Here is a 25477-nt window from a genome sequence, read left to right as displayed (position 1 = left end):
TTTGAAAGCAATGATTCGGGATGTAGAAAAACACGTAGGTGAAGAAATCACGATCGGTTGTTGGCTCGCGAACAAACGATCAAGCGGGAAAATCGTGTTTCTTCAATTACGGGATGGTTCAGGGTTCATGCAAGGTGTCGTTGTCAAAGAAACAGTCGGTGAAGAACTGTTTAAGACGGCTAAAGGATTGACGCAGGAAACATCGATGTGGGTAACGGGTACAATCAAATCGGACGGCGGACGGACTGCCATCGGCCATGAAATGGAAATCACAACGATTGAAGTGATTCATGAAGCAGTCGATTATCCGATTACACCAAAAGCTCACGGAACGGACTTCCTCATGGATAACCGTCACCTCTGGTTACGGTCAAAACGTCAGCATGCCGTCATGGTCGTTCGGAACGAATTGATTCGGGCGACATATGAATTCTTTAACCAGGAAGGATTCATCAAAGTCGATCCGCCGATTTTGACAGGAAGTGCACCGGAAGGAACAACGGAATTGTTCCATACGAAATATTTTGATGAAGATGCGTACTTGTCGCAATCAGGACAACTGTACATGGAAGCGGCCGCAATGGCACTTGGAAAAGTCTTTTCGTTTGGTCCGACTTTCCGGGCGGAAAAATCGAAAACACGCCGTCACTTGATCGAGTTTTGGATGATGGAGCCGGAGATGGCGTTTTACGATCATGACATGAACCTCGAAGTCCAGGAAAACTATGTATCGCATCTTGTTCAGTCGGCGTTGAAAAACTGCCGTCCGGAACTCGAATTGCTTGAGCGCGACCTGACCGTTCTTGAAAACATCCAAGCGCCGTTTCCGCGTGTGAAGTATACGGAAGCGATTGATATGTTGAAAGAACAAGGATTTGACGACATCGAGTTCGGAGATGATTTCGGAGCACCACACGAAACGGCAATCGCCAATACATTTGCCCGTCCTGTTTTCATCACACACTGGCCAAAAGCCATCAAACCGTTCTACATGAAGGAAGATCCGGAAAACCCGGGCTTCGTGTTATGTGATGATTTGATTGCGCCGGAAGGCTACGGTGAAATCGTTGGTGGTTCACAACGGGAAGAAGACTTCGAGAAGTTACTTGCCGGCATGAAAGAACATGATTTGGATGAAACCGGTGCTTATAAATGGTACTTGGAAACACGTAAATATGGATCAGTGCCGCACAGTGGTTTTGGACTCGGACTCGAACGGACAGTCGCCTGGATCACAGGAGTCGAACACGTCCGGGAGACGATTCCATTCCCACGTCTGCTGAACCGGTTGTATCCGTAATAGTGATCGAAATCGACCCATCCCTCGGACGGGTCGATTTCTTGCTTACTTTAAAGAATCGAGGAAGTATCATGGATCATAATTTAATTCAGCTTTTTGAGGAAGGAACGGTTGTCCTCCCTAAGCGATTGTTCACAGAAGCAAAACGTCTTGGCATCAGTTTCGTCGAGTTTACGCTGATCGGACAATTGTTTGCCTGCCGTGCCGAAGGGATGGAGATGCCGTCACCAGAGGAACTCAGCAACCGGCTTGGACTCTCGGAGACGGAAACGATCGAGACGACACTTGGATTGCTTCAAAAAGGATTACTCGCGATGGAAAACGTCGCCGGTTCGGAACGCTATTCGCTGGTGCCGCTCTATGAAAAATTGATGGCACCCCCGGAACAGGAAGCACCGAACTTCGATACGATCAATCCATCGGTCTTCCAACATTTTGAGCGCGAACTTGGGATGATGTCCCCGTTTCAGATGGAACAGATCATTCAGTGGTTGACGATTGAAAACATTGCAGAAGAGCTTGTCTTGGCCGCATTACGGGAAGCCGTTTATCATAACGTCCGGAAAATGACCTACATCAATCAGATTTTGCGGACATGGGAACGGGAAGGGATCAAGACGCTCGAAGATTTGGCAACGAGAGGGGGCTGACACATGTTACGAAAATCAGATATTGAACGGATTGAATCCACCCTGGAGGAGATGTTTCCGGAAGCGTTTTGCGAACTGATTCATCAAAATCCGTTTGAACTGGTCGTTGCCGTGGCCCTCAGTGCGCAAGCGACCGACGTTTTGGTCAACAAAGTGACGCCGGGTCTGTTTGCCGCTTATCCGACGCCAGACCGCTTGGCGGCAGCGCCGGTGGAAGAGATTGAAGAAAAGATTAAGCGGCTTGGTTTGTACCGCAATAAAGCCAAAAACATCAAAGCGTTAGCGGAGCAATTGCTGGTTCTTCATGGTGGGGAAGTCCCGACGGATCGGGCGGGACTTGAAGCGTTACCGGGTGTCGGCCGGAAAACGGCGAACGTCGTATTGTCCGTTGCCTTTGATGTTCCGGCCTTTGCAGTCGATACACATGTCGAACGGGTCTCGAAGCGTCTTGGGATTTGCCGCTGGAAAGACAACGTTATGCAAGTGGAACAGACACTAATGAAACGGTTTAAGCGGGAACGGTGGTCGAAGTTGCACCATCAGTTCATCTTTTTCGGACGGTATCACTGTAAGGCACAACGACCGAACTGTCTCGAGTGTCCATTGCTCGATATGTGTCGGGAAGGGAAAAAGCGTACGAAAGGGTTACTGCCGCCTCTTGAGGGAAAATGACAATACAGCGTCCTGCCATTTTCGGCAGGACGCTGTATTTTTGTATCATCCGTTCCACGGTGTATCGGACCACTCGCGGCGCTTTTTCGTAATCGGAACCTTTTTGAAACCCCAGTTTCGGAAATCTTGGTCCGGACTGTCACGGCGGATATAAATCTTATTTTTGATGGCTTTGAAAATTCGGTTTTCGTCCCCATAATGGACAAACCGCGGTTTTACCTCAATCACGCCGCGGCGGACGCGGGAGAGAGGGAGACAGACAAGATCAGCAATCTCAAGACCGGATTGGTAGAGGTCGCTATCTTTTTCAGCAAAAATAAATCCTTTGATTTTTTGACGGCTTTTCTCCACGTCCAGATGAACGGTACCGGAATTGAAAATATCAAAAAATGCTTTTTGAATCAATAGGTTCTGATAATCGTCCCGGCTTTCGAGTACGACACGGGCGCTTGTCGCTTCCGTCTCCTCGAGAAACGCGTAAAACGATTTCATCAAATGGGCAAAGGCAACGACGTATGGATCTTTTGGTGTCGAATAGAATTCCTGCAATTTTTGTTTATCGACTTCGACACTGACAATCGTACAGTCGATATCGACCAAGAAGTCCGGCAAAGCGACCCAAAAATGACGTAACATATCAATCGTAATCCCGTCTTCTTTTCCATATGGGTGTTCCGCCTTTAAGATTTCTTTCAGGTGCAACGGAATATGCGGATCTTCGAAAACAGACGATTTGAATGCCATTAATCGTTTGCGTAATGGACTCGGTTCACCGGTTTCGTCTGAGTCGATGGCGTATTTATATTCCATCAAGACACCGGTCAGGTTAAATTGGGTGTTTCCTTTTGGTGTCCCGGTCTCATCGACGAACATGACATATTTTTTGGCTGTTGGGTTTGTAGTCCTAGGAAATCCTTTGACATCAACGTTTTTCACGTTTTTGGGTTCTCTTTTATTCAAGCGAATCTCCTCCAATTGCACACATACTGCACACTTTTATTAAAACCAAGCACATTTATTACCTCTTTATGTAACTTTACACTGACACGGCTATATAAATCCATGGTTATTACATAACTTGTATACCTGAATCTTTCCAGGACGACGCTTGATGATCGGGTGTTCAGGTAATCCATGTGGCCGGTAGTGGGGTTCGTTATTTTATATTCGTTATGGCGCCTGTCCTTCCTGCATGACGACACACGATTCTTGTTGAGTTCAATCAGCAGATTTCATGCGAGATGATGATTTTACAAGATGGATGATAAAAAAAGAGAAGATATTTCGGGAAATTTATTGTACAAAAAAAGCCGTCATCTAGACGGCCCGGGTGTTACCATTCGAATCCTTCATCACTGTAAGATCCGTTGGAATTGAAGAAACGTTCTTCTGTTTTACCGTTTACGGTATTCGTGTAAATGACATAGACGTCGAGGTGATCGAATGTATCCGCCATTTTTTTAGCCGCTTTACGCGCGTCGGCCTCGTTCGTAAACGATTCCGTCTTACTTGCTTTACGATGGGTTTCTACACCATTGTCTTCATAACCTTCTACTGACCAGACTTTTTTTGATGACATGAACAACATCCTTTCATAGCAAAGGGTATAGTAACGCTTTGCTGTTTTTCATTATGCTTTGTTTGATTGAAATCCGTCAAATTATCATCCTGATCCTTCATGAACCTTTCAAAGCATAGGATTATGAAACGTTCTAAATTTTCTATCTGAAAACAGGCGTCCTCAGACTCATTGCATCAGTTGATCAATATAACGGACCGACTTGATCGTTTCATTAAAGCGTTTTAAACTGGTTTTTGGCTGGAACGCTTGGACGGACAGCTGCTTCAGCTGATCGACGGCACTCTCGACCATTGCCGGACGTAAATAGGGGCTATTTTGTGCGTTCTGTTGCCAATCGGCAATCAAAGTGTCGGCTTTTGCGACGAAAGGTACAACCTCTGTCTGAAAGTCATATTCCTGCCCATTGCGGCCAGCCTGATAAATACGTTCTATCTCTTGAAGTAACGGTTCTATTGTCATTTGTTTTTAACTACTCCTCTCGGCCGATACGATACAATCACATATCATGGTACAATAAACGCGTTAGGAGGGGAATCCTTTTGAATTACCCGAATGGTAAGAAATTTCAGAAGCCTGCTGAGCCGCATGGTCTGGCGATTCAGAAAGCCCGCACGACAGGTTCGACCTTTTCGAACCGCGGGATGAAGCTTGAAAAATTGATTAACGAAAGTAATATGTTTTATCTGACCCATAATCGGGCAATCATTCACAAGAAACCGACTCCTCTTCAAATCGTTCAAGTCGATTATCCGAAACGGTCCGCTGCGGTCGTCAAGGAAGCCTATTTCAAACAACCGTCAACGACCGATTACAATGGAGTATACCGTGGAAAATACATTGATTTCGAAGCGAAGGAAACCAACCATAAAACGTCGTTCCCGCTGAAGAACTTTCATCTCCATCAAATCGAACATATGCGCCAATGCATTGCACATGGAGGAATTTGTTTTGTCATCATTCGATTCAGTATGTATAATGTGCAATATGTGTTGTCTGCCGAGCATCTGTTCCCCTGGTGGGAGCAACTGGAAACGGGCAGAAAATCGATTCCGCTAGATGAAATCGAACGGCACGGAAAAAAACTCGAGACAGGTGCGTTTCCTGCGATTGATTATTTACCGGCAGTGGACGAGTTATATTTCACTTGAGAAACTTTACAGATTGAAGGAGAAGGATAGCGTATGGAAAGAAGTCGTGTCGCACGTCGTGAAGAAACAAAGACGTCAGCCAAGCAAACGAATCGGACAAAGCGTCCGAAAAAGAAAAAATCAGGCGGGACCGGTGGTAAAGGTCCGCTTTGGAAAAAACTCCTATTAATCGCGACAGGATTATTTATCCTGATGATGATAGCAGGGGGCGGATTTGCGGCCTATGCCGTCGCTACTGCACCGGAGCTTGATGAGTCGAAGTTACGGGATGCCCTGCCGCTAAAAATTTATGCGAGCAACAAAGAAGAAATTAAAAAGGGCGGGACGAGCCGGGAATATGTCTCGATTAAAGAAGTACCGGATGTCGTTAAAGACGCATTCATCTCGATTGAAGACCGGCGTTTCTACCAGCATAACGGAATCGATTTCCGACGGTTAGGCGGCGCCATCATTGCTAATATCACCGATGGTTTCGGTTCTGAAGGAGCTTCAACGATTACGCAACAGGTCATCAAACAATCATTTTTAAGTTCAGACAAGACCATTACCCGGAAAGTTCAGGAACAATGGTTGGCAATTCGTCTGGAGCGGGACTATACGAAAGAACAGATTCTTGAGATGTATTTGAATAAAAACTATTACGGTCAAGAATCTTACGGAATTCAGACAGCATCAAAAGCCTACTTCAACAAGACAGTCGATAAGCTGAACTATGCTGAAGCAGCGATGCTTGCAGGACTTCCGCAACGTCCGTCCGCATACGATCCGATTCAAGGAGATCCGAAGTTGACGAAATGGCGTCAGACGCAAGTCTTGAACGCGATGTTAACGACCGGCGTCATCACAGAAAAGCAACGAGATAAAGCAGTCGATCAACCGATTTCGAAATTGATCAATCCGGCACCAAAATCGAAAGACGACGCGGCTTACGACAGTGTCATCTTTGACATGGTGTCGCAAGAGTTAGAAGATGTTTTTGGTCTAGAAGGTAAAGATATTTACGGTCAAGGATTAAAAGTGTATACGTCGATCGATAAGCCGATGCACGATTATATGAACGAAGCAATCAAAAAAGACCAAGTCGTCCAGTTGCCGGATTACGCGGAAGCAGCAGCGACAGCGGTCAATACACAAACAGGTGAGATTTTAGGAATCGTCGACGGGAAAAAGCCCGGTACGGGTACTGCGCGACGTAACTTTGCTAAAGAACCGCATCAACCCGGTTCATCGGCAAAACCATTTTTCGCATACGGACCAGCCATTGAAAATGAGAAATGGTCGACAGCTAAAATGCTGACGGACCAGGAAACAGAAGTAAACGGTAAAAAGATCGGTAACTATTATGACGGGTACCGGGGCACCAACACGATTCGCTACTGGCTGAAGATTTCTGCTAATACGCCTGCTATCCAGACGTTCCAACAAATTGGCGGCGATACCATCGAAAGCTTTGCCGCTAAGTCCGGATTGGGCTTAGAAAAAGATGAATCGATTTCACCGGCGTATGCGATTGGCGGGATGAAACACGGATTCAACACGACGCAAATGGCCTCTGCCTATGCGACGCTTGGTAATGGGGGAGACTACATCAAACCGCACATCATCAAAACGATTGAATACAGTGACGGCTCAAAAATCAAATCACCGGTCAAACCGAAAAAAGCCATGGAAGACTATACGGCTTACATGTTAACCGACATGCTACGTGATGTTCTAAAACCAGGCGGGACGTTCCCGAGTGCTGTGCTTGCTTTTGACGCAGCGGGTAAAACCGGAACAACCAATGCTTATAAAGATGTCTGGTTTGCTGGTTATACATCAGATGTCTCGATCAGTGTCTGGACCGGAACAACGAAGTCGGGCAACAACAATGGTGCCGGCTTAAGCGGACCGACCAACAGTACGATGGCACAAAACATTTGGAAAGATTTTGTCACGAAAACACGTGACCGGACACCTGCTCCGTTCGAACAACCGAGTTCTGTCCTCAGTATCGGTGAGGAACTGTACGTTAAAGGGACAAAAGAGCCGGTTGTCGAAAAAAAGGCAGTACCAGCTCCGACTGGCTTACAAGCATCCTACAATGAAGACTCGGAGTCTGGTGAACTGACATGGAGTTATAATGATTCGGCACTTCGGACGAACGGCTATGACAGTGTATCGTTCGAAGTATCGATGACCGATCCTGACGGAAAACAATCTGTACTCGGCACCAGCTCAACAAACCGGATCGGGATCAATCGACTTGATCCGGGACGGACGACATTTACAGTCGTCGCGAAAGCATCCGGAGAAAAATCCGGTCCTGTATCAACGACGGTAACTGTGGCAGACGTTGAAGCAGATCAACCGACAACGGACGAGCCGACAACGGACGAGCCGACAACGGACGAGCCGACAACGGACGAGCCGACAACAGATGAGCCGGAAACAGATGAACCGACGACGGATGAACCGACGACGGACGAACCGGCAACGGACGAACCAACGACGGATGAACCGACGACGGATGAACCGGCAACGGACGAGCCGACAACGGACGAACCAACGACGGATGAACCAACAACGGACGAGCCGACGACGGATGAACCAACGACAGATGAACCGGCTGCAAGTGACGGGGCATCTACTCAGTCAAACCGGGGGAATTCGTCGAACGGCAATCAAGGCCGAGGACAAGATAATTCGCCTGCTGATCAACAGTCCGAATCGGAAACACAGCAATAAATGAGTCAATGGATCAGGAGAAGAAGATAAGACCGGAGAAACGGGTGTGTTTCTTCGGTCTTGCTTCTCTTTTTTTGTATAATGGAGGTCAGGAAGGAAGTGGGGCAATGGAATCCAAACAATCACTTGTCACCTATTTAGAAGAACTAAAAGCCGATCGTTCGTTTATGGAACGTGTCACATATATGAAAACGATGGAAGCGACTGCCGGACGGTATGCACCGTTTCCAAAAGAAATGCCGGAACGGTTGCGTCAAGCGCTCGAAAACAGAGGCATTACGTCGTTGTACCGCCATCAGGAGTTAGCGTTTCGGACCGTCCAAAGCGGTGCTTCAACGGTAATTGTCACACCGACGGCATCAGGGAAAACCTATTGTTTTAACTTACCAATCCTATCGCATCTCTTAGAGAATCCGAATGCAAGAGCCCTGTATCTGTATCCGACGAAAGCGTTGGCTCAGGATCAAAACAGTGAATTGTTGGAACTGATCGATGAAATGGAAGCATCCATCCGTTGTTTTACCTATGATGGGGATACATCGCCGACGATACGGACAAAAGTTCGAAAAGCCGGGAATATCGTGATTACGAATCCGGATATGCTTCATTCCGGAATCCTGCCGCACCATACGAAATGGATCGAACTGTTTGAAAATCTGTCGCATATCGTCATTGACGAGCTGCATACGTATCGAGGGGTATTTGGAAGCCACGTCGCCAATGTCATCCGGCGGTTACGACGGATTTGCCGGTATTACGGCAGTGATCCGATTTTCATCATGACAAGTGCGACGATTGCCAATCCACAAGAACTGGCGGAACGGTTGACCGAAAAAAAAGTCCAATTGATTGATGACAACGGGGCTCCGACCGGCCGAAAACATTTTATCGTCTACCAACCGCCGATTGTCAATGCACAACTCGGCATACGCCGTTCGGCAACACTTGAGACGAAACAATTGGCATCACGTTTTATTAAAAAGAAGTTTCAGACGATTGTTTTTGCGAGGTCGCGTGTCCGGGTCGAAGTCTTATTAACCTATCTTCGTAGTCTCATCCGATTCGAATTAGGGCCGAAGTCGATTGAAGGCTACCGGGGCGGTTACCTGCCGAGTGAACGGCGTGATATTGAAAGACGATTGCGTAAAGGAGAAATCACGGGAATTGTTTCGACCAATGCGCTCGAGCTCGGAGTGGATATCGGGCAACTGCAGGTCTGTATTATGAACGGATACCCGGGAACGATTGCTTCGCTGTGGCAACAAGCAGGCCGGGCCGGACGCCGTCAGGATGATGCGCTCATCATTCTCGTCGCCTCATCCGGGATGCTCGATCAGTATGTTGCGGAACGTCCAGAATTGTTTCTAAATCAGTCACCGGAAGCCGCGCGACTCGATCCGGATAATCTGATCATTGCAGTCGATCATATTAAATGTGCGGCATTCGAACTGCCGTTTCGTCAGGGAGAGTCATTCGGAACACTGGAGACGGAGGACATTCTCGAGTATCTCGTCGAAGAACGTGTCTTACATCAACGTGGGGATCGGTATTACTGGATGAATGATGCGTTTCCGGCTCACGGTATTTCCCTGCGCTCGAGTGATCAGGAAAATGTCATTATCGTCGACCAAACCGAGGTTCCGAATCGGGTCATCGGCGAAATGGATACGTTCAGTGCGATGACTCTGTTACACGACGAAGCCATCTATTTACATGGGGCTGACCAATACCAAGTCGAAGTATTGGATTTCGAAGAGAAAAAAGCATTCGTGCGTGCAGTCGACGTCGATTACTATACGGATGCTAATTTTTCGGTCGAACTGTCTGTTCTCGATGAGGATGACAGCTATACGAACGGAGACTTCAGTGTCGCCCGAGGGGATGTCAGTGTCCGCGGGATGGCGACGATGTTCAAGAAAATCAAGTTCGGAACACATGAAAATATCGGATCGGGTCCGATTCATCTTCCGGAACGAGAAATTCATACGACAGGCGTCTGGTTTTCTTTACCGGAAGAAGCGTCCTCAAGCACGGAACTGGAGCAAGTCATCGAAGGCGTGGCAAACAGTCTGCGTAGGGTCGCACCATTGTATTTGATGTGTGATGCAAGCGATGTCTTCGTCGTACCTCAAGTCAAAGCGACGCACACGCAAAAACCGACAATCTACCTGTATGACCGTTATCCGGGAGGGGTCGGACTTGCCGAATCCATCTACAAACAACGCGGCATCATGCTCCGGGCCGCACGGGACTCGATTGAGACCTGCCCTTGCCAGGATGGTTGTCCGGCATGTATCGGAATGATCGGCTTGGCAGATGAAAAAGAGCGGACGGTCAGAATGCTAGCTGAAATGGAGAAGGAACTATCATGAAAAATAAGTTGAGACGGATGTTGAAGACGACAGAGAATGAACCGACAGCAAGCCCGTCAACCAATGAGGCGCAAAAGACAACAGCGGAACAAACCGCCTGGCTGGACCGAGGAGCAGACATTCTTACGTTTGAAGACGAATGGATTGTCCGGTTGGACCACCGGTATGCTCTTGAGGAAAAACATGGACACCGGTCATATGCGGAAGTATTTGAATCGTTGCAGTTGCCGCATCCGCCGCTTGCACTTGATGTCCCGCTCAATCAAGTCATCTTTTTTGATACCGAGACGACCGGCTTAAAAGGAACGGGAACAACGATTTTTTTACTGGGATTCGCCCGTTTTGAAAAAGGTCAGCTGCTGATGCGGCAGTATTTTTTACCGCACCCGCATTATGAAGCAGCACTTTATCATCATTTCCTGCATGATATCGGGGAAGATGTCCGTTTCATCACGTATAATGGAAAAAGTTTTGATTGGCCGCAGATTAAGACCCGGCACGTCTTCGTGCGGGAACGTGTTCCCCGTTTGCCGAAAGTCGGCCACCTGGATTTACTGCATGTCTGCCGGCGGATGTTCAAAGGATTGTACGATTCATTCCGTTTGACGGCGATGGAAGAACGGATTGGATTTGAACGTACCGATGATTTACCCGGATTCCTTGCGCCGATGCATTATTTTCAATATGTCGAACACCAGAATCCGGCAATCATGGAAGGGGTGCTTGAACACCATCTGCATGACTGTCTGACTTTGGTGAGTCTGTATGACGAATGCAACCGGCTCGTGACCCATCGTCAGGAAGCACCGTCACGTGTACGTGAGAACATCGGCATCTGGTTAGCCGATTTAGGTATTCATGAACAATCAGCGGAGCATTTCGGACAGGCGGACGAATTGACGGCCGAAGGTTGGTTGCGTCAAGGGCGGTTGTATAAAAAACTGCAGCAACACGAAAAAGCCAATACTTGTTTTGAAAAAAGTAACACTTATGAAGGATTCATCGAACTGGCAAAATGGGCCGAGCACATTGCCAAACAACCATCCGTTGCTTATGATTATACTGAACGAGCCAAACGTCTATTAGAAAATCGACAGTTGTTAGCTTCGCGGCGAGAACGATTATTTGCCGAGCTAAATCATCGGAGCTTACGCCTGCAAAGGAAGTGTCGCGAATGAACGTCGTCGCAGTAACCGGATATAAACCGATAGAACTCGGGATCTTTGATCAAAAACACCCGGGAATCAACATCCTGAAAGCCGCCTACCGGGAACGTATGATCCGCCTGATTGAAGACATGGGAACAACCTGGTTCATCACCAGCGCTGCACCGGGATGTGAACTTTGGGCGTGTGAAGTCGTTTTGGAACTCAAACACGACTATCCGGAAATCCGCTTAGGCATCCTGCTTCCTTTTCTGGAACAAGAGTCAAAATGGAAAGAGCCGGTTCAAGCCCAGTATCTGGCCGTGCTGAATCAAGCGGACTTCGTGGATGCCATCAGTCAAAAACCGTATGAAAATCCATCCCAGTTCCGAAATAAAACGGAGTTCATGATTCAAAAAAGTCAGGGATTGTTATCCGTTTATGATGAAGAGCACGGCGGATCTGCCAAGTATTTAGTGGAACGTGCTAAACTAGAGATGGAACGTTCGGATTATCAATTGTTTCTGATTACGCAAGATGATTTAGCGATGATGGAGCAAGAGCAGAACTACAATGAACAGTGGGAGTGAAGCATATGTATAAGCCGTTATTGACAGCAGATGATATTTACAAAAAAGAGTTCAAAACCGGATTACGCGGATATGTGATTGAAGACGTCGATGGTTATCTCGATCAAGTCATCAAGGATTATGAAGGATTCGAACGGGAAATCGAGCGGTTGACACGAGAATTAGCAGAAGCGAAATCTTCATCATCTTCCATCGGTTTCAAACGGGATGAGCGGAGAGCAGAACCAGAAGTGACAGCGCCACCTTCGAATTCGTCCAATTACGATATGTTGCGTCGAATTTCTAATCTTGAAAAAGCGGTTTTCGGACGTCCTCATCAAGAAGATTAATCTTGTCTTACTTAAAAAACACGTTGCTATGTAATAAAACACGGAATCTCCGGACGGAGATCCCGTGTTTTTGTGTTACGTCCGATGCAGAATCACTTCGGCTTCGGGCAACTCTTCTTTTAAGACATACAGCGCCACCCGATCGTCTAAATCTTTACTGAAGCGACGGAACAGAAATGAGGTTTTGACGCCTCGTTCCATCCGGACATGAAGTCCTGCTTGTTCGAGCCGATCGTGATCGCGTGCCAACCGTTCTCCTTTTTCACCAAACTCTTCGCCGAGTAAGACCCAACGTAAGGATTCTTTTGTACGTCGTGTAACGATGAAGAGGAAGCATAAAACAAGTACAACAATCAATAGAATTCGAATCGTGTTAAAGTCCATATAAAAACCTCACCTCATCTTTATCATACGTCCTTAACGGGCATAAAGTAAACGTTCAAGATAACGTGAGAAGGATTGAATCTTTAAACCCTGCTGGCGGTAAGCAATGTATCCGTCCGGGCGAATCAAATACAGGCCGGCTTGTTTAATCCCAAACTTTCGTGCCAGTTCGCCGCCCTGATCGACGACGCCGTCATCTTTCAGTTCCTGGTGAATCGAAACGGTTTCGAACAGGTCCGGATACGAATAGGCGAGTTCCTTAAACGGCAACAGTGTCTGTTCACCGGCTTCACGCGGCAGGAACAGCAGGAGCAGGAAGTTACGATCTGCCCGTCGCAACAACAGTTCATTTTTTTTCGTGCGCGGATTGACAACTTCACTGTACGGCATCGGTTCTCCCGGACGCGGCGTCAAAAGCGGGAAATTGCCTTGTGTGACAAACAACCGCGATGATTGATAATTACTGTTGAGTTGTGCAATCCGGTTCGTGACGTAATGGTGTAACGGTGTAATCTTTAAACTGTTTCGAATGACTTTTTCCTGAAGCGGCAATAAGAAGGGAACATTGATCTGTAACAGCTCAGTCGCGAGGTTCGTAGAACGTAAAATACCGCGCGCTGCTTCGCGTCGCTCGACGCTGTACGAATCAAGTAACGGGAAACTGGCTTTAAACCGGTGGACGCACCACAGTTTCCAGGCTAAATTCATCGCATCGGCAATGCCGGTGTTCATTCCTTGTCCGCCAACCGGTGAATTGATATGCGCGGCGTCACCAATCAAATAGATCCGGTGGTGTCCAAACTTCTCGATGATTCGATTATGAACGCGGAACATGGAATACCAATGGACTTTCTTTAAAGTGAACGGCACCTTCGCCCGATTTTTTAAGAAGTCTTCGATAGCGGAATGGTCGGTCGGAACGGTACCATTCGTTAAATTACCGGTAATTCGGAAAAGATTCGACTGTAGCGGGAAGGATTCGATGACACCGTGATCAGAGAAGAAAATATGCACTTCTTCCGATGACAACGGCCAATCGACTTCAATGTCGGCCAGTGCCCAGGATTCTTTAAAAGATTTCCCGCTGAACGGGAGTCCGAGTTCACGCCGGACAAAGCTGTTGGCCCCATCTGCCCCGATGATGAAGGAAGCATCGACCGTTTCCGTGACATCATGTTTTCGAATCGATGCGGTGACGAATGTCGGAAATTGTGCGAAGCCGGTCAACTCAGTTTCACGTTCGACCGTATGACCGTCTTCTTTTAAACGTGTCTCAAGAATTCGTTCTGTTTCACTTTGCGGCAACAAGGTGACGAAAGGAAACGGTGTATTTAAATCCGTAAAGTCAAGTTTTGCCTGCCAGGCACCATTGACATATAAGTTACCTTGATTGATTTTAATGGCGTTCTCCATTAAGGCATCGGCTACACCAAGACGTGCGAACAACTCGAGTGATCGTGCCTGAATACCGATGGCTTTTGAAACGACAGATGGACCGCTTGCGCGTTCAATGATCCGAAACGTCAGTCCGTAACGCGATAAGGCAAGCGCTAATGTCAAGCCGGTCGGTCCGGCACCAATAATCAATACATCTATTTTTTTCTTCACGGATAGCCCCCCTTATTTTACTTCTTAGCCGAAACTCGCTACCATTAAACTATCGACTGGACGGCAAACCGTCTGAAAGGATGAGAGCAGTGAACGAGCAATTATTTACGACAGAACGTCTGATGAGTAACTTCAGAGAATACATGCAGCAAAATGAAGCGTACATGACAAAAATCCAAGCATTAAACGCCTATTACAAGGTCGTCGCCGGATCGATTCTGGCGGATCGTATCGCCAAAAATGCCGATTTGATCGTTCGGATGCGTCATCTCGAAGAAGCGTATCAGAAAGTGGCGCAGGAAACACGATGAAAGAAATTCGATTACATGACGTCAAACGCGTGTTTGCGTCTTCTACGGAACAGCTTCCTAAAAATGCCGCAGCCGTTTTAGTCCCACTAGTAGAGCGGGACGGGGAAGTGCATCTCTTATTCCAAGTACGGGCGAAGACGTTGCGTTCGCAACCGGGAGAAATTGCATTTCCCGGCGGTCGGATTGATCCCGGAGAACAGCCGAGAGCAGCGGCAGTGCGGGAAACAACGGAAGAATTGAATATTCGCGAAACTGAAATTGAAATCATCGGAACATTGGAACCGCTCGTCACGCCCAATCGTTCCATCATCTATCCGTATCTCGGCATCCTGACAGCGGAGGATATTCAGCCGTCGCCGATGGAAGTCGACCATATCTTTTATGTGGCGCTTGCCGACTTGCTTGCAGCAGAACCGATTCAAGGTGAAATGGAGTGGCGGATTCGTCCCGGTAAAACCGTTCCAACGGATCGTCTGGCGAACCGGGATGCATATGTCGACCGGACATATAAAACAGTCGAACATTTTTACGAACATGAAGAGTATTTGATTTGGGGACTGACTGCGAAGATTTTACGGCAGATGTTACGTACCTTGACGCAATACTAGCTTTTTCACAGGTTCTTTTATATGATTAAGACTATCTGAACGTGTCAGGAGATGAAGAAGATGGAAGAAGAAGAGTTATTTGATTATATCGTCGGTGATATGGTAAAAACAAAAGAAGGTTGGGTGGCGGAAGTCACGGCTGTATTAACAAATACGGTAGTAGGCGATCTCTCGCATACAAAAAACTTCGAATCTCTTGGGTTTGAATTTGAGAAACAAGTTTTAATCAAATCAGAGATTGAATTATTAGAGCGTAAGACAAAATAAACAGTAAACCGGACAGAATCTTCTGCCGGTTTTTTTGTGTCTTCCAATCGTGTAAAGCAGGTTTCAGAACGGTTAAATCAGGGAAATTTTACAAAGATAATAAAGAATAGACTTGACTACATTAAGGTGCTGGAGGGATCGTACGTGATTGAATTTAAAGCAGTTGGAAAAACATATCCAGATGGAACGAAAGCGGTCCGCGATTTAAACTTTACAGTCGATCAGGGGGAAATCTTTTGTCTGATCGGTCCGTCCGGTTGCGGGAAAACGACGACGATGAAAATGGTCAATCGATTGATTGATCATACGGAAGGGCAAATTTGGATCAACGGTCAACCGATCATGTCAATCAATGAACACGAGTTGCGTCGTCAAATTGGTTACGTCCTTCAGCAAATCGCCTTATTTCCGCATATGACGATTGAAGAAAACGTAAGTGTCGTTCCGCATTTATTGAAGTGGGACAAAAAGAAGGTCGAAGAACGTGTCCATAACCTCTTCCAGTTAACCGGTTTAAATGAGAATTTAAGAAAAAAATATCCGGGGGAACTTTCGGGCGGCCAGCAACAGCGGGTGGGTGTCATGCGGGCTTTGGCGGCAGAACAAGACGTCATCTTAATGGATGAACCGTTCTCAGCCCTTGATCCGATTTCAAGAGACCAATTACAAAACGATTTGTTGCGCTTAAACGCAGAACTCGGGAAAACCATTTTATTCGTCACCCATGACATGAATGAAGCGTTAAAGCTCGGCAGCCGGATCTGTTTAATGAATGACGGCGAGATTGTTTTGATTGGGACAAAAGAAGAGATTTTGGCCAGCAAAGATGAATTTGTTCAAGAATTCATGGGTCAAGTCAGGGGGACTGTCCAATGACAGGATTGTTTGAGACGTACCAAGACCGAAAGACGGAATTGTTGCAGGCGTTGATTGAACATATTCAACTGTCTGTTTTATCACTGGTGATTGCCTGTGTGATTGCCATTCCCCTCGGTATCTATCTGTCGCGCCACAAAAAGTTCAGTGAATGGTCGATCGGGGTCACTTCAGTCATCCAAACGATTCCTTCACTCGCGTTACTCGGTCTGATGATTCCGCTCGTCGGCATCGGGACAGTCCCATCCGTCATCGCTCTTGTTTTATATGCCCTTCTTCCAATCGTCCGAAATACGTATACGGGCTTAGCGGAAGTAGACCCTTCACTGAAGGAAGCAGCGCGGGCTTGCGGGATGACACCGATGCAGAGTTTGATGAAAGTTGAGCTTCCGCTTGCCTTGCCGGTCATGATGGCCGGGATTCGGACGGCGATGGTTCTGATTATCGGGACGGCTACGATTGCCGCCTTGATTGGAGCCGGCGGACTTGGTTCGATCATCCTGCTTGGGATTGACCGCAATGACAATTATTTGTTATTACTTGGTGCGATTCCTGCCGCCTTGCTCGCTCTTTTGTTTGACGGATTGTTAAGACAGACAGAAGTCGCGACTAAAAAACGTCAAACCGGTCGACTTGTAGTCGCTCTAGCCTTGATTGCAGCATTAATCATTACACCATTCGCCCTCGGAAGGACGGAACAACCGGATCTGGTCGTTGCCGGTAAATTAGGGGTCGAACCAGAAATTCTAATGAATATGTATAAACTGGTCATTGAAGATCAGACGGATTTGAACGTTCAAGTCAAACCGAACTTCGGGAAGACGACATTCGTCTATAAAGCCTTACAGTCCGGTGATATTGATTTGTATCCGGAATTCACGGGCACAGTGCTTGCCAGTCTGACGAACGAAAAGCCGGTCTCGAACGATAAACAAGCTGTTTTTGAGCAGGCACGCGATGGTCTTGCTAAACAAAAGCTGGCACTGTTGCCTCCGATGAACTATAACAACACCTATGCTGTCGCCGTTCCGAAAAAGGTGGCAGACCAATATCAATTAAAGACGATTTCCGATTTACAGCAAGTAGCGGATCAATTAAAAGCCGGATTTACATTAGAGTTTAAAGATCGGCAAGACGGCTATAAAGGAATTCAAGAAAAATACGGTGTCAATTTCAAAGAAGTGGTGACGATGGAACCGAAACTACGTTATAAAGCCGTCCAGTCGGGTGATATTCAAGTCATCGATGCGTATTCGACCGATCCGGAAATCGCCAAATATAACATGGTTGTGTTAGAGGATGATCAGCAACTATTCCCGCCTTATGAGGGGGCTCCTCTTCTTCGACAAGAGACGTTAGACGAATATCCGGAAGTCGAACAGGCATTAAAGCAGTTGAATGGAAAAATTTCCGACAGCGAGATGTCAAAAATGAATGAAGCGGTCGCTTATGGCGGGAAAACAGCCAATCAAGTCGCACGCGACTATTTACAGAAAGAAGGAATTCTGAAATGAGATTGCTATTGATCAGTAACCCGACGGCCGGGTCCAACCGCGCCGGACTTTTACAGGATGTGATTGATCCGTTGGCAGCGATGTTTGACGAAATCGTCATTCGGCAAACTGCCAAAGTCCTTGATGCCTTACATTTTGCAGAAGAAGCGGACGGTTTTGATGCCCTCGTCGTCATCGGCGGGGACGGGACTGTTTTTGAAGTCATCAATGGAATCGCGAAACTTGAGACCCGTCCGGTTCTCGGTATCATCCCGGGTGGTACGTGTAACGACTTTGCCCGGACGCTCGGATTACCAATGGTGCCACGGTTAGCTGCCGGAATGATTGCGACCCAGCAAATCGTTGAAGTCGATCTCGGGCAGGTCAATGATACGTACTTCTTGAACTTCCTTGGTTTAGGTCTGATTGCGGAAGCTTCCATCGGAATTGATACAGAAGAAAAAGCCCGTCTCGGTAAGATGGGATATTATCTCTCAACGATTCGATCCAGTATGGAGGCAGAACCGTTTTCTTACGAGCTCAAGTTAGCGGAAGGTCAAAAAATGACGGGAGAAGCCGTGCTGATTTTAGCTGCGAACGGGGAATCACTGGGTGGCATCGGAACCAATCTGTCAGAAGGCGCTTATAACGACGGAAAACTTGATCTTGTCATCGTTGATGAAGTGAACTTGACGACAATCCGCGATGTCATCTTACAAAAAATAGGTCTGGCGACAGAACCGTCGTTTACACATATTTTGACAAGCGGCTTCACGTTAAAAACCGACTCTCCGAAAGTCATTGATACGGATGGAGAAAAAGCGATGCATTCGCCGATCGAAGTCAAAGTATTACCAGAGTTTTTGAAGATGTACAGTGGACGGATCGATGCATTAACATGAAACGAATCATCAATTAAATAAAGTGTTTTCGGATCGAAGTTCCTCATACGGACTTCGATTTTTTTTAGGATGAAACATCGTTAATTCAGCGCGGATATGCGGTTATGCTTTGGCGCTTTAAAGAAAATGTTTGATAAAGGATGACTTCCTGGATGAACTTTTGTACAATGGAAAAGTATTTTTGAAAAGGAGGGTGAGCACATGAAGGGAAATGCATGGGCTTCAAAGATTGGATTTATTTTGGCGGCAGCTGGATCAGCGATCGGGCTGGGCGCAATTTGGAAGTTCCCATACACAACGGGAACAAACGGAGGCGGGGCATTTTTATTATTATTTTTGGCCTTTACGCTTTTGCTCGGATTACCGGTATTGATTGCCGAATTCTTAATCGGGCGGACGAGTGGCAAAACCGCCTTACGAGCTTTTTCAGAGCTTGGTCATAAAAAATATACGTTTATTGGTTGGCTCGGTGTTATCGCGTGTTTTCTGTTGCTCTCATTCTACAGTGTCATCGGCGGCTGGGTTCTCATCTATATCGTGCTAGGGTTTTCCGGAAATTTAACGTCGATGAATGGGGCGGACTTGGGTGAATTATTTGCGACAGTCTCCGGTTCGCCCGGTTATGCCATTACAGGACAGTTAATTTTTCTGATCATTACGTGTGTGATTGTCTTACGCGGAGTGCAGGCCGGTATTGAAAAAATGAGTAAAATCATGATGCCTTTACTTTTCCTCTGTTTCATCGTTCTTGTCGTTCGTTCGTTGACACTCGAAGGAGCAGGCGCGGGAGTCCGCTTCTTCATCGAACCGGACTTCTCGGCCCTGAACCGGACATCGGTCCTTAGTGCGTTAGGGCAAGCGTTCTTTTCTTTATCGTTAGGCGTATCAGCGATGCTGACTTATGCTTCGTACATGAAGGAACGGGGACAAATCAATCGTTCCGCGATCTGGATCGTGTCGTTGAATGTGGTCGTCTCCTTGCTTGCAGGATTCGCCATTTTCCCGGCTGTTTTCGCATCCGGTCTCGATCCGGCGGAAGGCCCTTCGTTATTGTTCATCGTCTTGCCGACGGTGTTTAGTCAAATTCAATTCGGATCGTTGTTTTTGATCCTGTTCTTCCTCTTGTTCGCATTCGCATCGATCACTTCCTCTATTGCGATGCTTGAAGTGGTGGTGTCCGCTATTACGGACCGGAAAGAAACCACTACGTTCCGGGATAAAAAACGAAATACTATTATTGCCACGATATTAATCGGGGTAATCGGTATTCCATCAGCTCTATCATTTGGTATGGCATCTGACATCACATGGATGGATAAAACGGTTTTTGACTGGATGGACTTTACCGTTTCCAATATCCTGATGCCGATTGGTGCCTTGTTGATTTCATTTTTTGCCGGATTTAAATTGGACCGTGCTCTAGTCGAACAAGAACTTGTCACAAGTCCGCTGATGAAACGGCTTCTTCCGTTCTGGCGCTTCAGTATTTGTTATTTGAGTCCGCTCGCCATTTTGATTATCTTGATTTGGCCGCTGTTTGGTTCTTAAAAAGAAAAGGATAGTGACAGATCATAGTAAAAAGTTCGTCTGCAGTGTTTTGCGGACGGACTTTTTTTGGTTGCCGGTATGATGGCAGAAATCAAACTTGAGACGGATGTCACGCTCGATAGATTATGGTGAAATAAGAAATAGAGAGGACTAACATTTCTCTAAAACGGGAAACTTTTTGTTATATGATGCGTAATGGTAAGATATAAGTAACAAATAATTAAAGTGCAGACAGTGAAGACAGAATAGAAGAAACAATCAAAAGGGGTGGTGATGAGGTGAAGTCTTCTACATGGTGGATCTTTGGTTCCATCGGTCTGATGTTCGTATTTCTTCAAGTGGCGGATGCCTTGAATTTTTCCGGCATTTTTATTGCACTGGGTCTCTGGTTCATTTGGAGCGGTTATCGTGCAAAACCGGGAAAACGGTATCGGACTGAACGGAAATCAACGGAATTAAAACGAAAAAATGTGAAAAAGAAACTGTTGCTTGATGATGAAGATGAGTTTGTCGGAAGTGTCATCTTAAAACCGGAACAAGCAACGCGAAGGTTCGATGAAACGGATGATTTAGAGCTTCAGGTCTTACAGCGGACGGTCGAAGAAGGATTTGCTAAACTTCAATCCTTCGATAAAATCATTCCGGCGATCCGGGATAGTGAAGTCCGCTCTGAAATGCGGATTGTTTCCCGGGAAGCCCATGTCCTGTTTGAAGAATTGTTCACGGCGCCGCGTGAAGTCAAAAAAGTCCGTGATTTCTTTACATTTTATCTGGATTCGCTGCTCTCGATTTCAGAAAAGTTTGCGGATCTCGAACGGCGAGGAGCGCAAGTTCAACTTGACACACGGGAACAGTTGCAATCCAATCTGAAACTGATCGCCGAGAAGTTAAAACAACAGCAATCGTTGTTGTTAGAAGGCGATACAGTAGACTTAGAACGTGAATTGTTAACGATTGAAAAGGTTTTGGCACAAGAGTCAGAACAACGAAAACAGGAGGAGAGTTATAAACATGACCCATTCTGATAACAACAGTTGGCAACAATGGCCGGAAGAAGAATCAACGACACAACCGACAATTTCGGATCCGTCCGTTGACTTGAACCTTGCGGAAGCGACATCCCGTCCGGCTGCACCGGTCCGGCCGGTCGAAGACATGATCCCGAGTGACGTTTCGGCAGAACAACGCCAAAAAATTGAACGGTTGCTCCAAGTCATCGATTTAAACAAATCAGATGCCGTCATGCAGTACGGGGCACCGGTTCAACGCGAATTGTCACAGTTTTCAGATCAAGTGTTGAGTGAAGTGAAAATGAAAGACGGCGGCGATGCCGGCAAACTTTTGTCGGATTTAATGCAACGGGTCCGTCAGATGGATCCGGATACATTACAGGAAAAGAAAAGTTTCTGGTCCAATGTTCCGGTCATCGGCCGGGCGAAGAAAAAAGCAGAGACGTACTTTTTACAGTACGAAAAAATGAGTGCTTACCTGGAAGAAGTCGTTCATAATCTGGATCGTTCAAAATTCGGTTTGATGAAGGATATCACGCTGCTTGATCAGATGTATCAAAAAAATAAACGGTACTTCGAAGAACTGAACCTCTACATCGCTGCAGGGGAAACAAAGATTAAACATGTCAGAGAACATGAAATCGAACCGTTACGTATGGAAGTCGAACGGTCACAGGATCAGACGCGGATACAGGAACTCAATGACATGATTCAGCTCGCTGATCGATTTGAAAAGAAAATCCATGACTTAAAACTGTCACGGACAATTAGTTTACAAATGGCTCCACAAATTCGTGTCATTCAACAAAACAATCAGATTTTAGCGGAGAAGATTGAATCAGCGGTCGTCAATACGATTCCGCTTTGGAAAAACCAAGTCGTTCTCTCGCTCAGTCTGTCGCGACAAAAAACAGCCCTGCAGATGCAAAAAGACGTCACGAATACGACGAATCAATTGTTGGAACAAAATTCACGACTGCTCAAAGATTCATCAATCGAGATTGCAGAAGAAAACGAAAAAGGAATCGTGTCTGTCGAATCCTTGAAAGTGGCGCATCAAAATCTGATCGAAACGTTGGATGAAACGCTTCGGATTCAACAGGACGGAAAACAAAAACGTCGTGATGCGGAACACGAGCTTGAACGAATGGAAAATGAGTTGAAACAAAAAGTCATGGAAGTGGCTTCAAAAAATCGCGAATTACCAAACCGCCCTTACTAAGGAACACATTTATGTGTTCCTTAGTGGTTTTTTTAAAATAGTTATTCAGGGGGAGAACGTTATGATGAAAAAACAACATCAATGGGATACGACCTGGCTTTTGTTTGCACGGATGATGGCGGATCGCCATTCAAAGTGTGCTTCAAAGTCCGTTGCCTGTGTCATCGTCAAAGATGAGAAACCGATATCGATCGGAATCAATGGAACACCGAGTCAGCACGTGAATTGTAATGAAATCTATTTAAAGCAGGACAACATCCTGTATAAAGCCGAAGCTGAAAGACAACAGGAAAAGGCCGATGCCTTGTCAATCGTACATAACGGTCAAGTATTTTACCGCTGTGACAATCAGGAAGAACACCACGAGTGGTCGAAGATGAACGAGATTCATGCTGAAATCAATGCACTCGGAAAACTGGCAGCCGACTCGACGAGCGCCCGCCATGCGACAGCCTATGTGACCCACAGTCCCTGTCATGCCTGCAGTTTAGCCTTGATCGCCTCAAAGATTGACCGCGTCGTCTATTCGACAGGCTACGAATACGGGGATGGTTTGACACTGATGCGTCAAAGCGAGATCGAAGTTCTTCATCGTCCGTTAACAGAAGAATATTTTCTTGAAAGAATTTTCGATAAAGACTTGTAAACGCTTCCATTGCATTGTATTATGAAATTAAGCATTGCCATGGTAATTATTCACTCTTCCATTCGGGATAACTTCAGACGAAGTTATCCCACTTTTTTTTGAAAAATAAATTGACATATTTCCAATATTCTGCAATGATGTATATAGAATATGACGAAGCGGAATGCCGCATTTTCATTAGAAATGTCCATCAAGGAGCTGGAATGCCAGGTCGTTGAAAAAAAGTCCTGACTCATTTGAGTCAGGACTTTTTGTATGCTTAATGCAGGATGGCCCAAGCAGTTTGAAGGCGTTCGGCTCGAATGCGTGCCTTTTTCGCTGTCGCGCCGGCTAACACGGTCATCAAACGTTGGCAGAGAATGTCGGGTTGTGTTTGATGAAGAAATAGTTGCTGGATAAACCGCGAAAAGACGACATCGTTCGTTGCGAGTTGCCGTTTTAATGTCTCATGGGACATCCGATCGATTTCTACCGCATCAAAGCCCGCTCCCGGATTAAACGACGAAACAACCAATAGCTTAACAGGGGCTGCTTCAAGTGATAAACCAAGTGCCTCCACTTGCCGGCATGCTAAGACCATTTCTTGATCAATGAGTTGGTGTAATAAACAAGGATTTTTCAGAGCAAGCGGATCATAAACCGAAACGGCCTGACGAAGCTGTTCACGAGTTACAGTAATGAGTTCCGGCTCCAGTTCGGAAGCTCGAACGGTGTCGTAACAAGTCGATAATGAAAAAATCATCCGGCAATCCTCCTTATCATGGATAATTTATCTTCACTTGTCATTTTAAATCATAAATGAAGCGCTTACAATGAATGTTTTAGCATATGCAGGAATCAGGAAGATTTGTTATCATGAGAGGCAGAGTAAATGAGAGGAGTGTTGACGATGATTCGATTATTTAAAGCGATTCCCGAGCTTGAATTGCCGGTTTACAGCGGAGAAGATTCTCCGGTCGACGGAACTGAGAAGACGACCGGCTTTCTGATCTCGAACCATGTTCCTGGAGAACAGGTGGAAGAAACCTTGCTTGTCGCATCAGCTGAAATTAAAACAAGTCAGACAGGTCGTGAATGGTTACAGTTCACCTTCAACTCTCCAAGTGGTTCCTGCAAAGGGAAACAATGGTTGAACCAGGGAACAGCAGAAGAGGCAATGCGTCCGTATCTTGAAACCGGAATCGTCCATGTCTCGGCCAAGGTAGATGAATATCCCGTTGATTCCGGAAACAAATCTTTAACGGTCCAGACGGTGAAAGCTGTGCACGATCAATCGGGTACTGCCTATTTACCGCAAATGCCAGCAGGTGAATCCGCAAAAGACTACCGTGATCAATTGATTGGACTGATTGAGAAAATGGAGACACCACTCCGGCAAGTCGCACATCGTGTGGTATCCGCCTATTGGGACGATTTTTCGACTCGTCCGGCAGCCTTGTATCATCATCATGCCTATATCGGTGGATTGTTAAAGCATACGGCGTGTATGATGACGATTGGTTTTGGCATCTGTCAATCGGAACGGCCCGATTTGACGCTGTTACAATGTATTCAGGAAGCCGAAGCGGATCACAAAAATGATTTATTCCAAGCAGGTGAACGGGACATGCGCCAATTTGCCTGGGACGACAGCTTTGATGCGTTGTATCAGTCTGCACGTTCGATTGCCCTGTTAAACGAACGACCGCATCAGGATGAATTACTGTTGGGTATTTTATTGCACGATATTGGAAAAATCTTTGAATATACCCATCTCGGAGCAAGCGGAGACCGTTTTTCCCGTCTGGTCCAAACGGAACCGGCCAGTGAAAAATTATCCGGGATCGCTCTAGATCCGAACGGTGTGTTGATCGGTCATATGCCGTATGGATGTTTTGTCTTGGAACAAGCATTACAAACCGAAGCTGTCCGGCTTCCGGTTGATCAGTATCACCGGTTGATGCATATGATTTTATCCCATCATGGTAAAAAAGAGTGGGGTTCAAGTGTCACCCCGCAGACGACGGACGCCTGGTATTTGCACGCCATCGATTTACTCGATGCGCGAAAAGAAAAATGGCGCCAGTCGCAGTTAACGTAAGGAGTGA

General features: G+C 46.4%; 26 protein-coding genes. 20 read left to right on the top strand and 6 right to left on the bottom strand.

Features of this window, described 5'->3' with window-relative positions:
• The first annotated feature begins 10 nt into the window (after window positions 1-10).
• From asnS to nth, 3 genes are all read left to right on the top strand, one after another.
• Window positions 11-1300 (top strand): asparagine--tRNA ligase, encoded by a 1290-nt coding sequence (asnS, locus tag EXIG_RS09115; RefSeq protein ID WP_167315848.1) that lies wholly within the window; start codon window positions 11-13, stop codon window positions 1298-1300.
• Window positions 1301-1371: 71 nt separating this feature from the next.
• Window positions 1372-1950, top strand: coding sequence for a DnaD domain-containing protein (locus tag EXIG_RS09110; RefSeq protein WP_012370642.1), 579 nt, complete (start codon window positions 1372-1374; stop codon window positions 1948-1950).
• A 3-nt stretch (window positions 1951-1953) separates the two neighbouring features.
• On the top strand, window positions 1954-2622 hold the full coding sequence (nth, locus tag EXIG_RS09105; RefSeq protein WP_012370641.1) for an endonuclease III: 669 nt from the start codon (window positions 1954-1956) through the stop codon (window positions 2620-2622).
• A gap of 45 nt (window positions 2623-2667) precedes the next feature.
• Here the strand turns inward: nth and EXIG_RS09100 are convergent, their stop codons facing one another.
• From EXIG_RS09100 to EXIG_RS09090, 3 genes are all read right to left on the bottom strand, one after another.
• Window positions 2668-3558 (bottom strand): DUF3800 domain-containing protein, encoded by an 891-nt coding sequence (locus EXIG_RS09100; protein ID WP_148206622.1) that lies wholly within the window; start codon window positions 3556-3558, stop codon window positions 2668-2670.
• A gap of 397 nt (window positions 3559-3955) precedes the next feature.
• On the bottom strand, window positions 3956-4201 hold the full coding sequence (locus tag EXIG_RS09095) for a hypothetical protein (RefSeq protein ID WP_012370639.1): 246 nt from the start codon (window positions 4199-4201) through the stop codon (window positions 3956-3958).
• 168 nt (window positions 4202-4369) lie between these two features.
• On the bottom strand, window positions 4370-4663 hold the full coding sequence (locus EXIG_RS09090; RefSeq protein ID WP_012370638.1) for a DUF1798 family protein: 294 nt from the start codon (window positions 4661-4663) through the stop codon (window positions 4370-4372).
• 74 nt (window positions 4664-4737) lie between these two features.
• On the opposite strand from EXIG_RS09090, the gene recU reads away from it, so the two are divergent.
• From recU to gpsB, 6 genes are all read left to right on the top strand, one after another.
• Window positions 4738-5352 (top strand): Holliday junction resolvase RecU, encoded by a 615-nt coding sequence (gene recU, locus EXIG_RS09085; RefSeq protein WP_041261972.1) that lies wholly within the window; start codon window positions 4738-4740, stop codon window positions 5350-5352.
• A 33-nt stretch (window positions 5353-5385) separates the two neighbouring features.
• Window positions 5386-8079 (top strand): PBP1A family penicillin-binding protein, encoded by a 2694-nt coding sequence (locus tag EXIG_RS09080; protein WP_012370636.1) that lies wholly within the window; start codon window positions 5386-5388, stop codon window positions 8077-8079.
• Window positions 8080-8186: 107 nt separating this feature from the next.
• A complete protein-coding gene (locus tag EXIG_RS09075) occupies window positions 8187-10451 on the top strand; it encodes a DEAD/DEAH box helicase (RefSeq protein WP_012370635.1) in 2265 nt (754 codons plus the stop codon).
• Window positions 10452-10468: 17 nt separating this feature from the next.
• Complete coding sequence (locus tag EXIG_RS09070; RefSeq protein ID WP_234944523.1) at window positions 10469-11629, top strand: ribonuclease H-like domain-containing protein; 1161 nt, start codon at window positions 10469-10471, stop codon at window positions 11627-11629.
• Window positions 11626-12186, top strand: a complete 561-nt coding sequence (locus tag EXIG_RS09065) for an SLOG family protein (RefSeq protein ID WP_012370633.1) — start codon at window positions 11626-11628, stop codon at window positions 12184-12186. Before EXIG_RS09070 ends, EXIG_RS09065 begins: the two co-directional genes overlap by 4 nt.
• A 5-nt stretch (window positions 12187-12191) precedes the next feature.
• A complete protein-coding gene (gene gpsB, locus EXIG_RS09060) occupies window positions 12192-12515 on the top strand; it encodes a cell division regulator GpsB (RefSeq protein WP_012370632.1) in 324 nt (107 codons plus the stop codon).
• A gap of 75 nt (window positions 12516-12590) precedes the next feature.
• Here gpsB and EXIG_RS09055 read toward each other — a convergent pair whose 3' ends face one another.
• Entirely contained in the window at window positions 12591-12899 is a 309-nt protein-coding gene (locus tag EXIG_RS09055; RefSeq protein ID WP_012370631.1) for a hypothetical protein, read from the bottom strand.
• A 33-nt stretch (window positions 12900-12932) separates the two neighbouring features.
• Window positions 12933-14507 (bottom strand): FAD-dependent monooxygenase, encoded by a 1575-nt coding sequence (locus tag EXIG_RS09050; RefSeq protein ID WP_012370630.1) that lies wholly within the window; start codon window positions 14505-14507, stop codon window positions 12933-12935.
• 89 nt (window positions 14508-14596) lie between these two features.
• Here EXIG_RS09050 and yvfG point away from each other — a divergent pair, with 89 nt between their 5' ends.
• The 10 genes from yvfG (at window position 14597) to EXIG_RS09000 (ending at window position 23390) form a co-directional block, all read left to right on the top strand.
• Entirely contained in the window at window positions 14597-14818 is a 222-nt protein-coding gene (gene yvfG / locus EXIG_RS09045; protein ID WP_012370629.1) for a protein YvfG, read from the top strand.
• Window positions 14815-15426, top strand: coding sequence for an NUDIX hydrolase (locus EXIG_RS09040; RefSeq protein WP_012370628.1), 612 nt, complete (start codon window positions 14815-14817; stop codon window positions 15424-15426). The genes yvfG and EXIG_RS09040 overlap by 4 nt, the downstream gene beginning before the upstream one ends.
• A 60-nt stretch (window positions 15427-15486) precedes the next feature.
• Window positions 15487-15693, top strand: a complete 207-nt coding sequence (locus EXIG_RS09035) for a hypothetical protein (protein ID WP_012370627.1) — start codon at window positions 15487-15489, stop codon at window positions 15691-15693.
• Between the two features lie 144 nt (window positions 15694-15837).
• Entirely contained in the window at window positions 15838-16569 is a 732-nt protein-coding gene (locus EXIG_RS09030) for an ABC transporter ATP-binding protein (RefSeq protein ID WP_012370626.1), read from the top strand.
• On the top strand, window positions 16566-18083 hold the full coding sequence (locus tag EXIG_RS09025; protein ID WP_012370625.1) for an ABC transporter permease/substrate-binding protein: 1518 nt from the start codon (window positions 16566-16568) through the stop codon (window positions 18081-18083). The genes EXIG_RS09030 and EXIG_RS09025 overlap by 4 nt, the downstream gene beginning before the upstream one ends.
• Window positions 18080-18964, top strand: coding sequence for a diacylglycerol/lipid kinase family protein (locus tag EXIG_RS09020; protein ID WP_012370624.1), 885 nt, complete (start codon window positions 18080-18082; stop codon window positions 18962-18964). The genes EXIG_RS09025 and EXIG_RS09020 overlap by 4 nt, the downstream gene beginning before the upstream one ends.
• A 201-nt stretch (window positions 18965-19165) precedes the next feature.
• Window positions 19166-20512: a sodium-dependent transporter gene (locus EXIG_RS09015; protein WP_012370623.1), complete on the top strand. Its 1347-nt coding sequence runs from the start codon at window positions 19166-19168 to the stop codon at window positions 20510-20512.
• A gap of 278 nt (window positions 20513-20790) precedes the next feature.
• The gene (locus tag EXIG_RS09010) at window positions 20791-21537 is read left to right on the top strand and encodes a 5-bromo-4-chloroindolyl phosphate hydrolysis family protein (RefSeq protein WP_012370622.1); all 747 of its coding nucleotides are present in this window, start codon (window positions 20791-20793) and stop codon (window positions 21535-21537) included.
• Window positions 21524-22744, top strand: a complete 1221-nt coding sequence (locus tag EXIG_RS09005; protein WP_012370621.1) for a toxic anion resistance protein — start codon at window positions 21524-21526, stop codon at window positions 22742-22744. Before EXIG_RS09010 ends, EXIG_RS09005 begins: the two co-directional genes overlap by 14 nt.
• A gap of 64 nt (window positions 22745-22808) precedes the next feature.
• Complete coding sequence (locus EXIG_RS09000; protein WP_041261966.1) at window positions 22809-23390, top strand: deoxycytidylate deaminase; 582 nt, start codon at window positions 22809-22811, stop codon at window positions 23388-23390.
• A 259-nt stretch (window positions 23391-23649) separates the two neighbouring features.
• On the opposite strand, the gene EXIG_RS08995 is transcribed toward EXIG_RS09000, so the two are convergent.
• Window positions 23650-24132, bottom strand: a complete 483-nt coding sequence (locus EXIG_RS08995; RefSeq protein WP_012370619.1) for a hypothetical protein — start codon at window positions 24130-24132, stop codon at window positions 23650-23652.
• Window positions 24133-24279: 147 nt separating this feature from the next.
• Between EXIG_RS08995 and EXIG_RS08990 the strand changes: the two genes are divergently transcribed.
• Window positions 24280-25470, top strand: a complete 1191-nt coding sequence (locus EXIG_RS08990) for an HD domain-containing protein (protein WP_012370618.1) — start codon at window positions 24280-24282, stop codon at window positions 25468-25470.
• The last annotated feature ends 7 nt before the right edge of the window (window positions 25471-25477 follow it).

It is taken from the genome of Exiguobacterium artemiae 255-15 (assembly GCF_000019905.1).
Taxonomy (GTDB): Bacteria; Bacillota; Bacilli; order Exiguobacteriales; family Exiguobacteriaceae; genus Exiguobacterium_A; species Exiguobacterium_A artemiae.
This window is presented reverse-complemented; position numbering and strand designations above follow the sequence as displayed.

Bases quoted from the DNA above. Each gene is read 5' to 3' on its own strand.
- asnS (WP_167315848.1), top strand. From the start codon at position 11: ATGATTCGGGATGTAGAAAAACACGTAGGTGAAGAAATCACGATCGGT.
- EXIG_RS09095 (WP_012370639.1), bottom strand. From the start codon at position 4,201: ATGTCATCAAAAAAAGTCTGGTCAGTAGAAGGTTATGAAGACAATGGT.
- EXIG_RS09015 (WP_012370623.1), top strand. From the start codon at position 19,166: ATGAAGGGAAATGCATGGGCTTCAAAGATTGGATTTATTTTGGCGGCA.
- EXIG_RS09040 (WP_012370628.1), top strand. From the start codon at position 14,815: ATGAAAGAAATTCGATTACATGACGTCAAACGCGTGTTTGCGTCTTCT.
- EXIG_RS09080 (WP_012370636.1), top strand. From the start codon at position 5,386: ATGGAAAGAAGTCGTGTCGCACGTCGTGAAGAAACAAAGACGTCAGCC.
- EXIG_RS09035 (WP_012370627.1), top strand. From the start codon at position 15,487: ATGGAAGAAGAAGAGTTATTTGATTATATCGTCGGTGATATGGTAAAA.
- EXIG_RS09020 (WP_012370624.1), top strand. From the start codon at position 18,080: ATGAGATTGCTATTGATCAGTAACCCGACGGCCGGGTCCAACCGCGCC.
- EXIG_RS09055 (WP_012370631.1), bottom strand. From the start codon at position 12,899: ATGGACTTTAACACGATTCGAATTCTATTGATTGTTGTACTTGTTTTA.
- EXIG_RS09025 (WP_012370625.1), top strand. From the start codon at position 16,566: ATGACAGGATTGTTTGAGACGTACCAAGACCGAAAGACGGAATTGTTG.
- nth (WP_012370641.1), top strand. From the start codon at position 1,954: ATGTTACGAAAATCAGATATTGAACGGATTGAATCCACCCTGGAGGAG.
- EXIG_RS09005 (WP_012370621.1), top strand. From the start codon at position 21,524: ATGACCCATTCTGATAACAACAGTTGGCAACAATGGCCGGAAGAAGAA.
- EXIG_RS08990 (WP_012370618.1), top strand. From the start codon at position 24,280: ATGATTCGATTATTTAAAGCGATTCCCGAGCTTGAATTGCCGGTTTAC.
- EXIG_RS09065 (WP_012370633.1), top strand. From the start codon at position 11,626: ATGAACGTCGTCGCAGTAACCGGATATAAACCGATAGAACTCGGGATC.
- EXIG_RS09110 (WP_012370642.1), top strand. From the start codon at position 1,372: ATGGATCATAATTTAATTCAGCTTTTTGAGGAAGGAACGGTTGTCCTC.
- EXIG_RS09090 (WP_012370638.1), bottom strand. From the start codon at position 4,663: ATGACAATAGAACCGTTACTTCAAGAGATAGAACGTATTTATCAGGCT.
- EXIG_RS09000 (WP_041261966.1), top strand. From the start codon at position 22,809: ATGAAAAAACAACATCAATGGGATACGACCTGGCTTTTGTTTGCACGG.
- gpsB (WP_012370632.1), top strand. From the start codon at position 12,192: ATGTATAAGCCGTTATTGACAGCAGATGATATTTACAAAAAAGAGTTC.
- EXIG_RS09070 (WP_234944523.1), top strand. From the start codon at position 10,469: ATGTTGAAGACGACAGAGAATGAACCGACAGCAAGCCCGTCAACCAAT.
- EXIG_RS09075 (WP_012370635.1), top strand. From the start codon at position 8,187: ATGGAATCCAAACAATCACTTGTCACCTATTTAGAAGAACTAAAAGCC.
- EXIG_RS08995 (WP_012370619.1), bottom strand. From the start codon at position 24,132: ATGATTTTTTCATTATCGACTTGTTACGACACCGTTCGAGCTTCCGAA.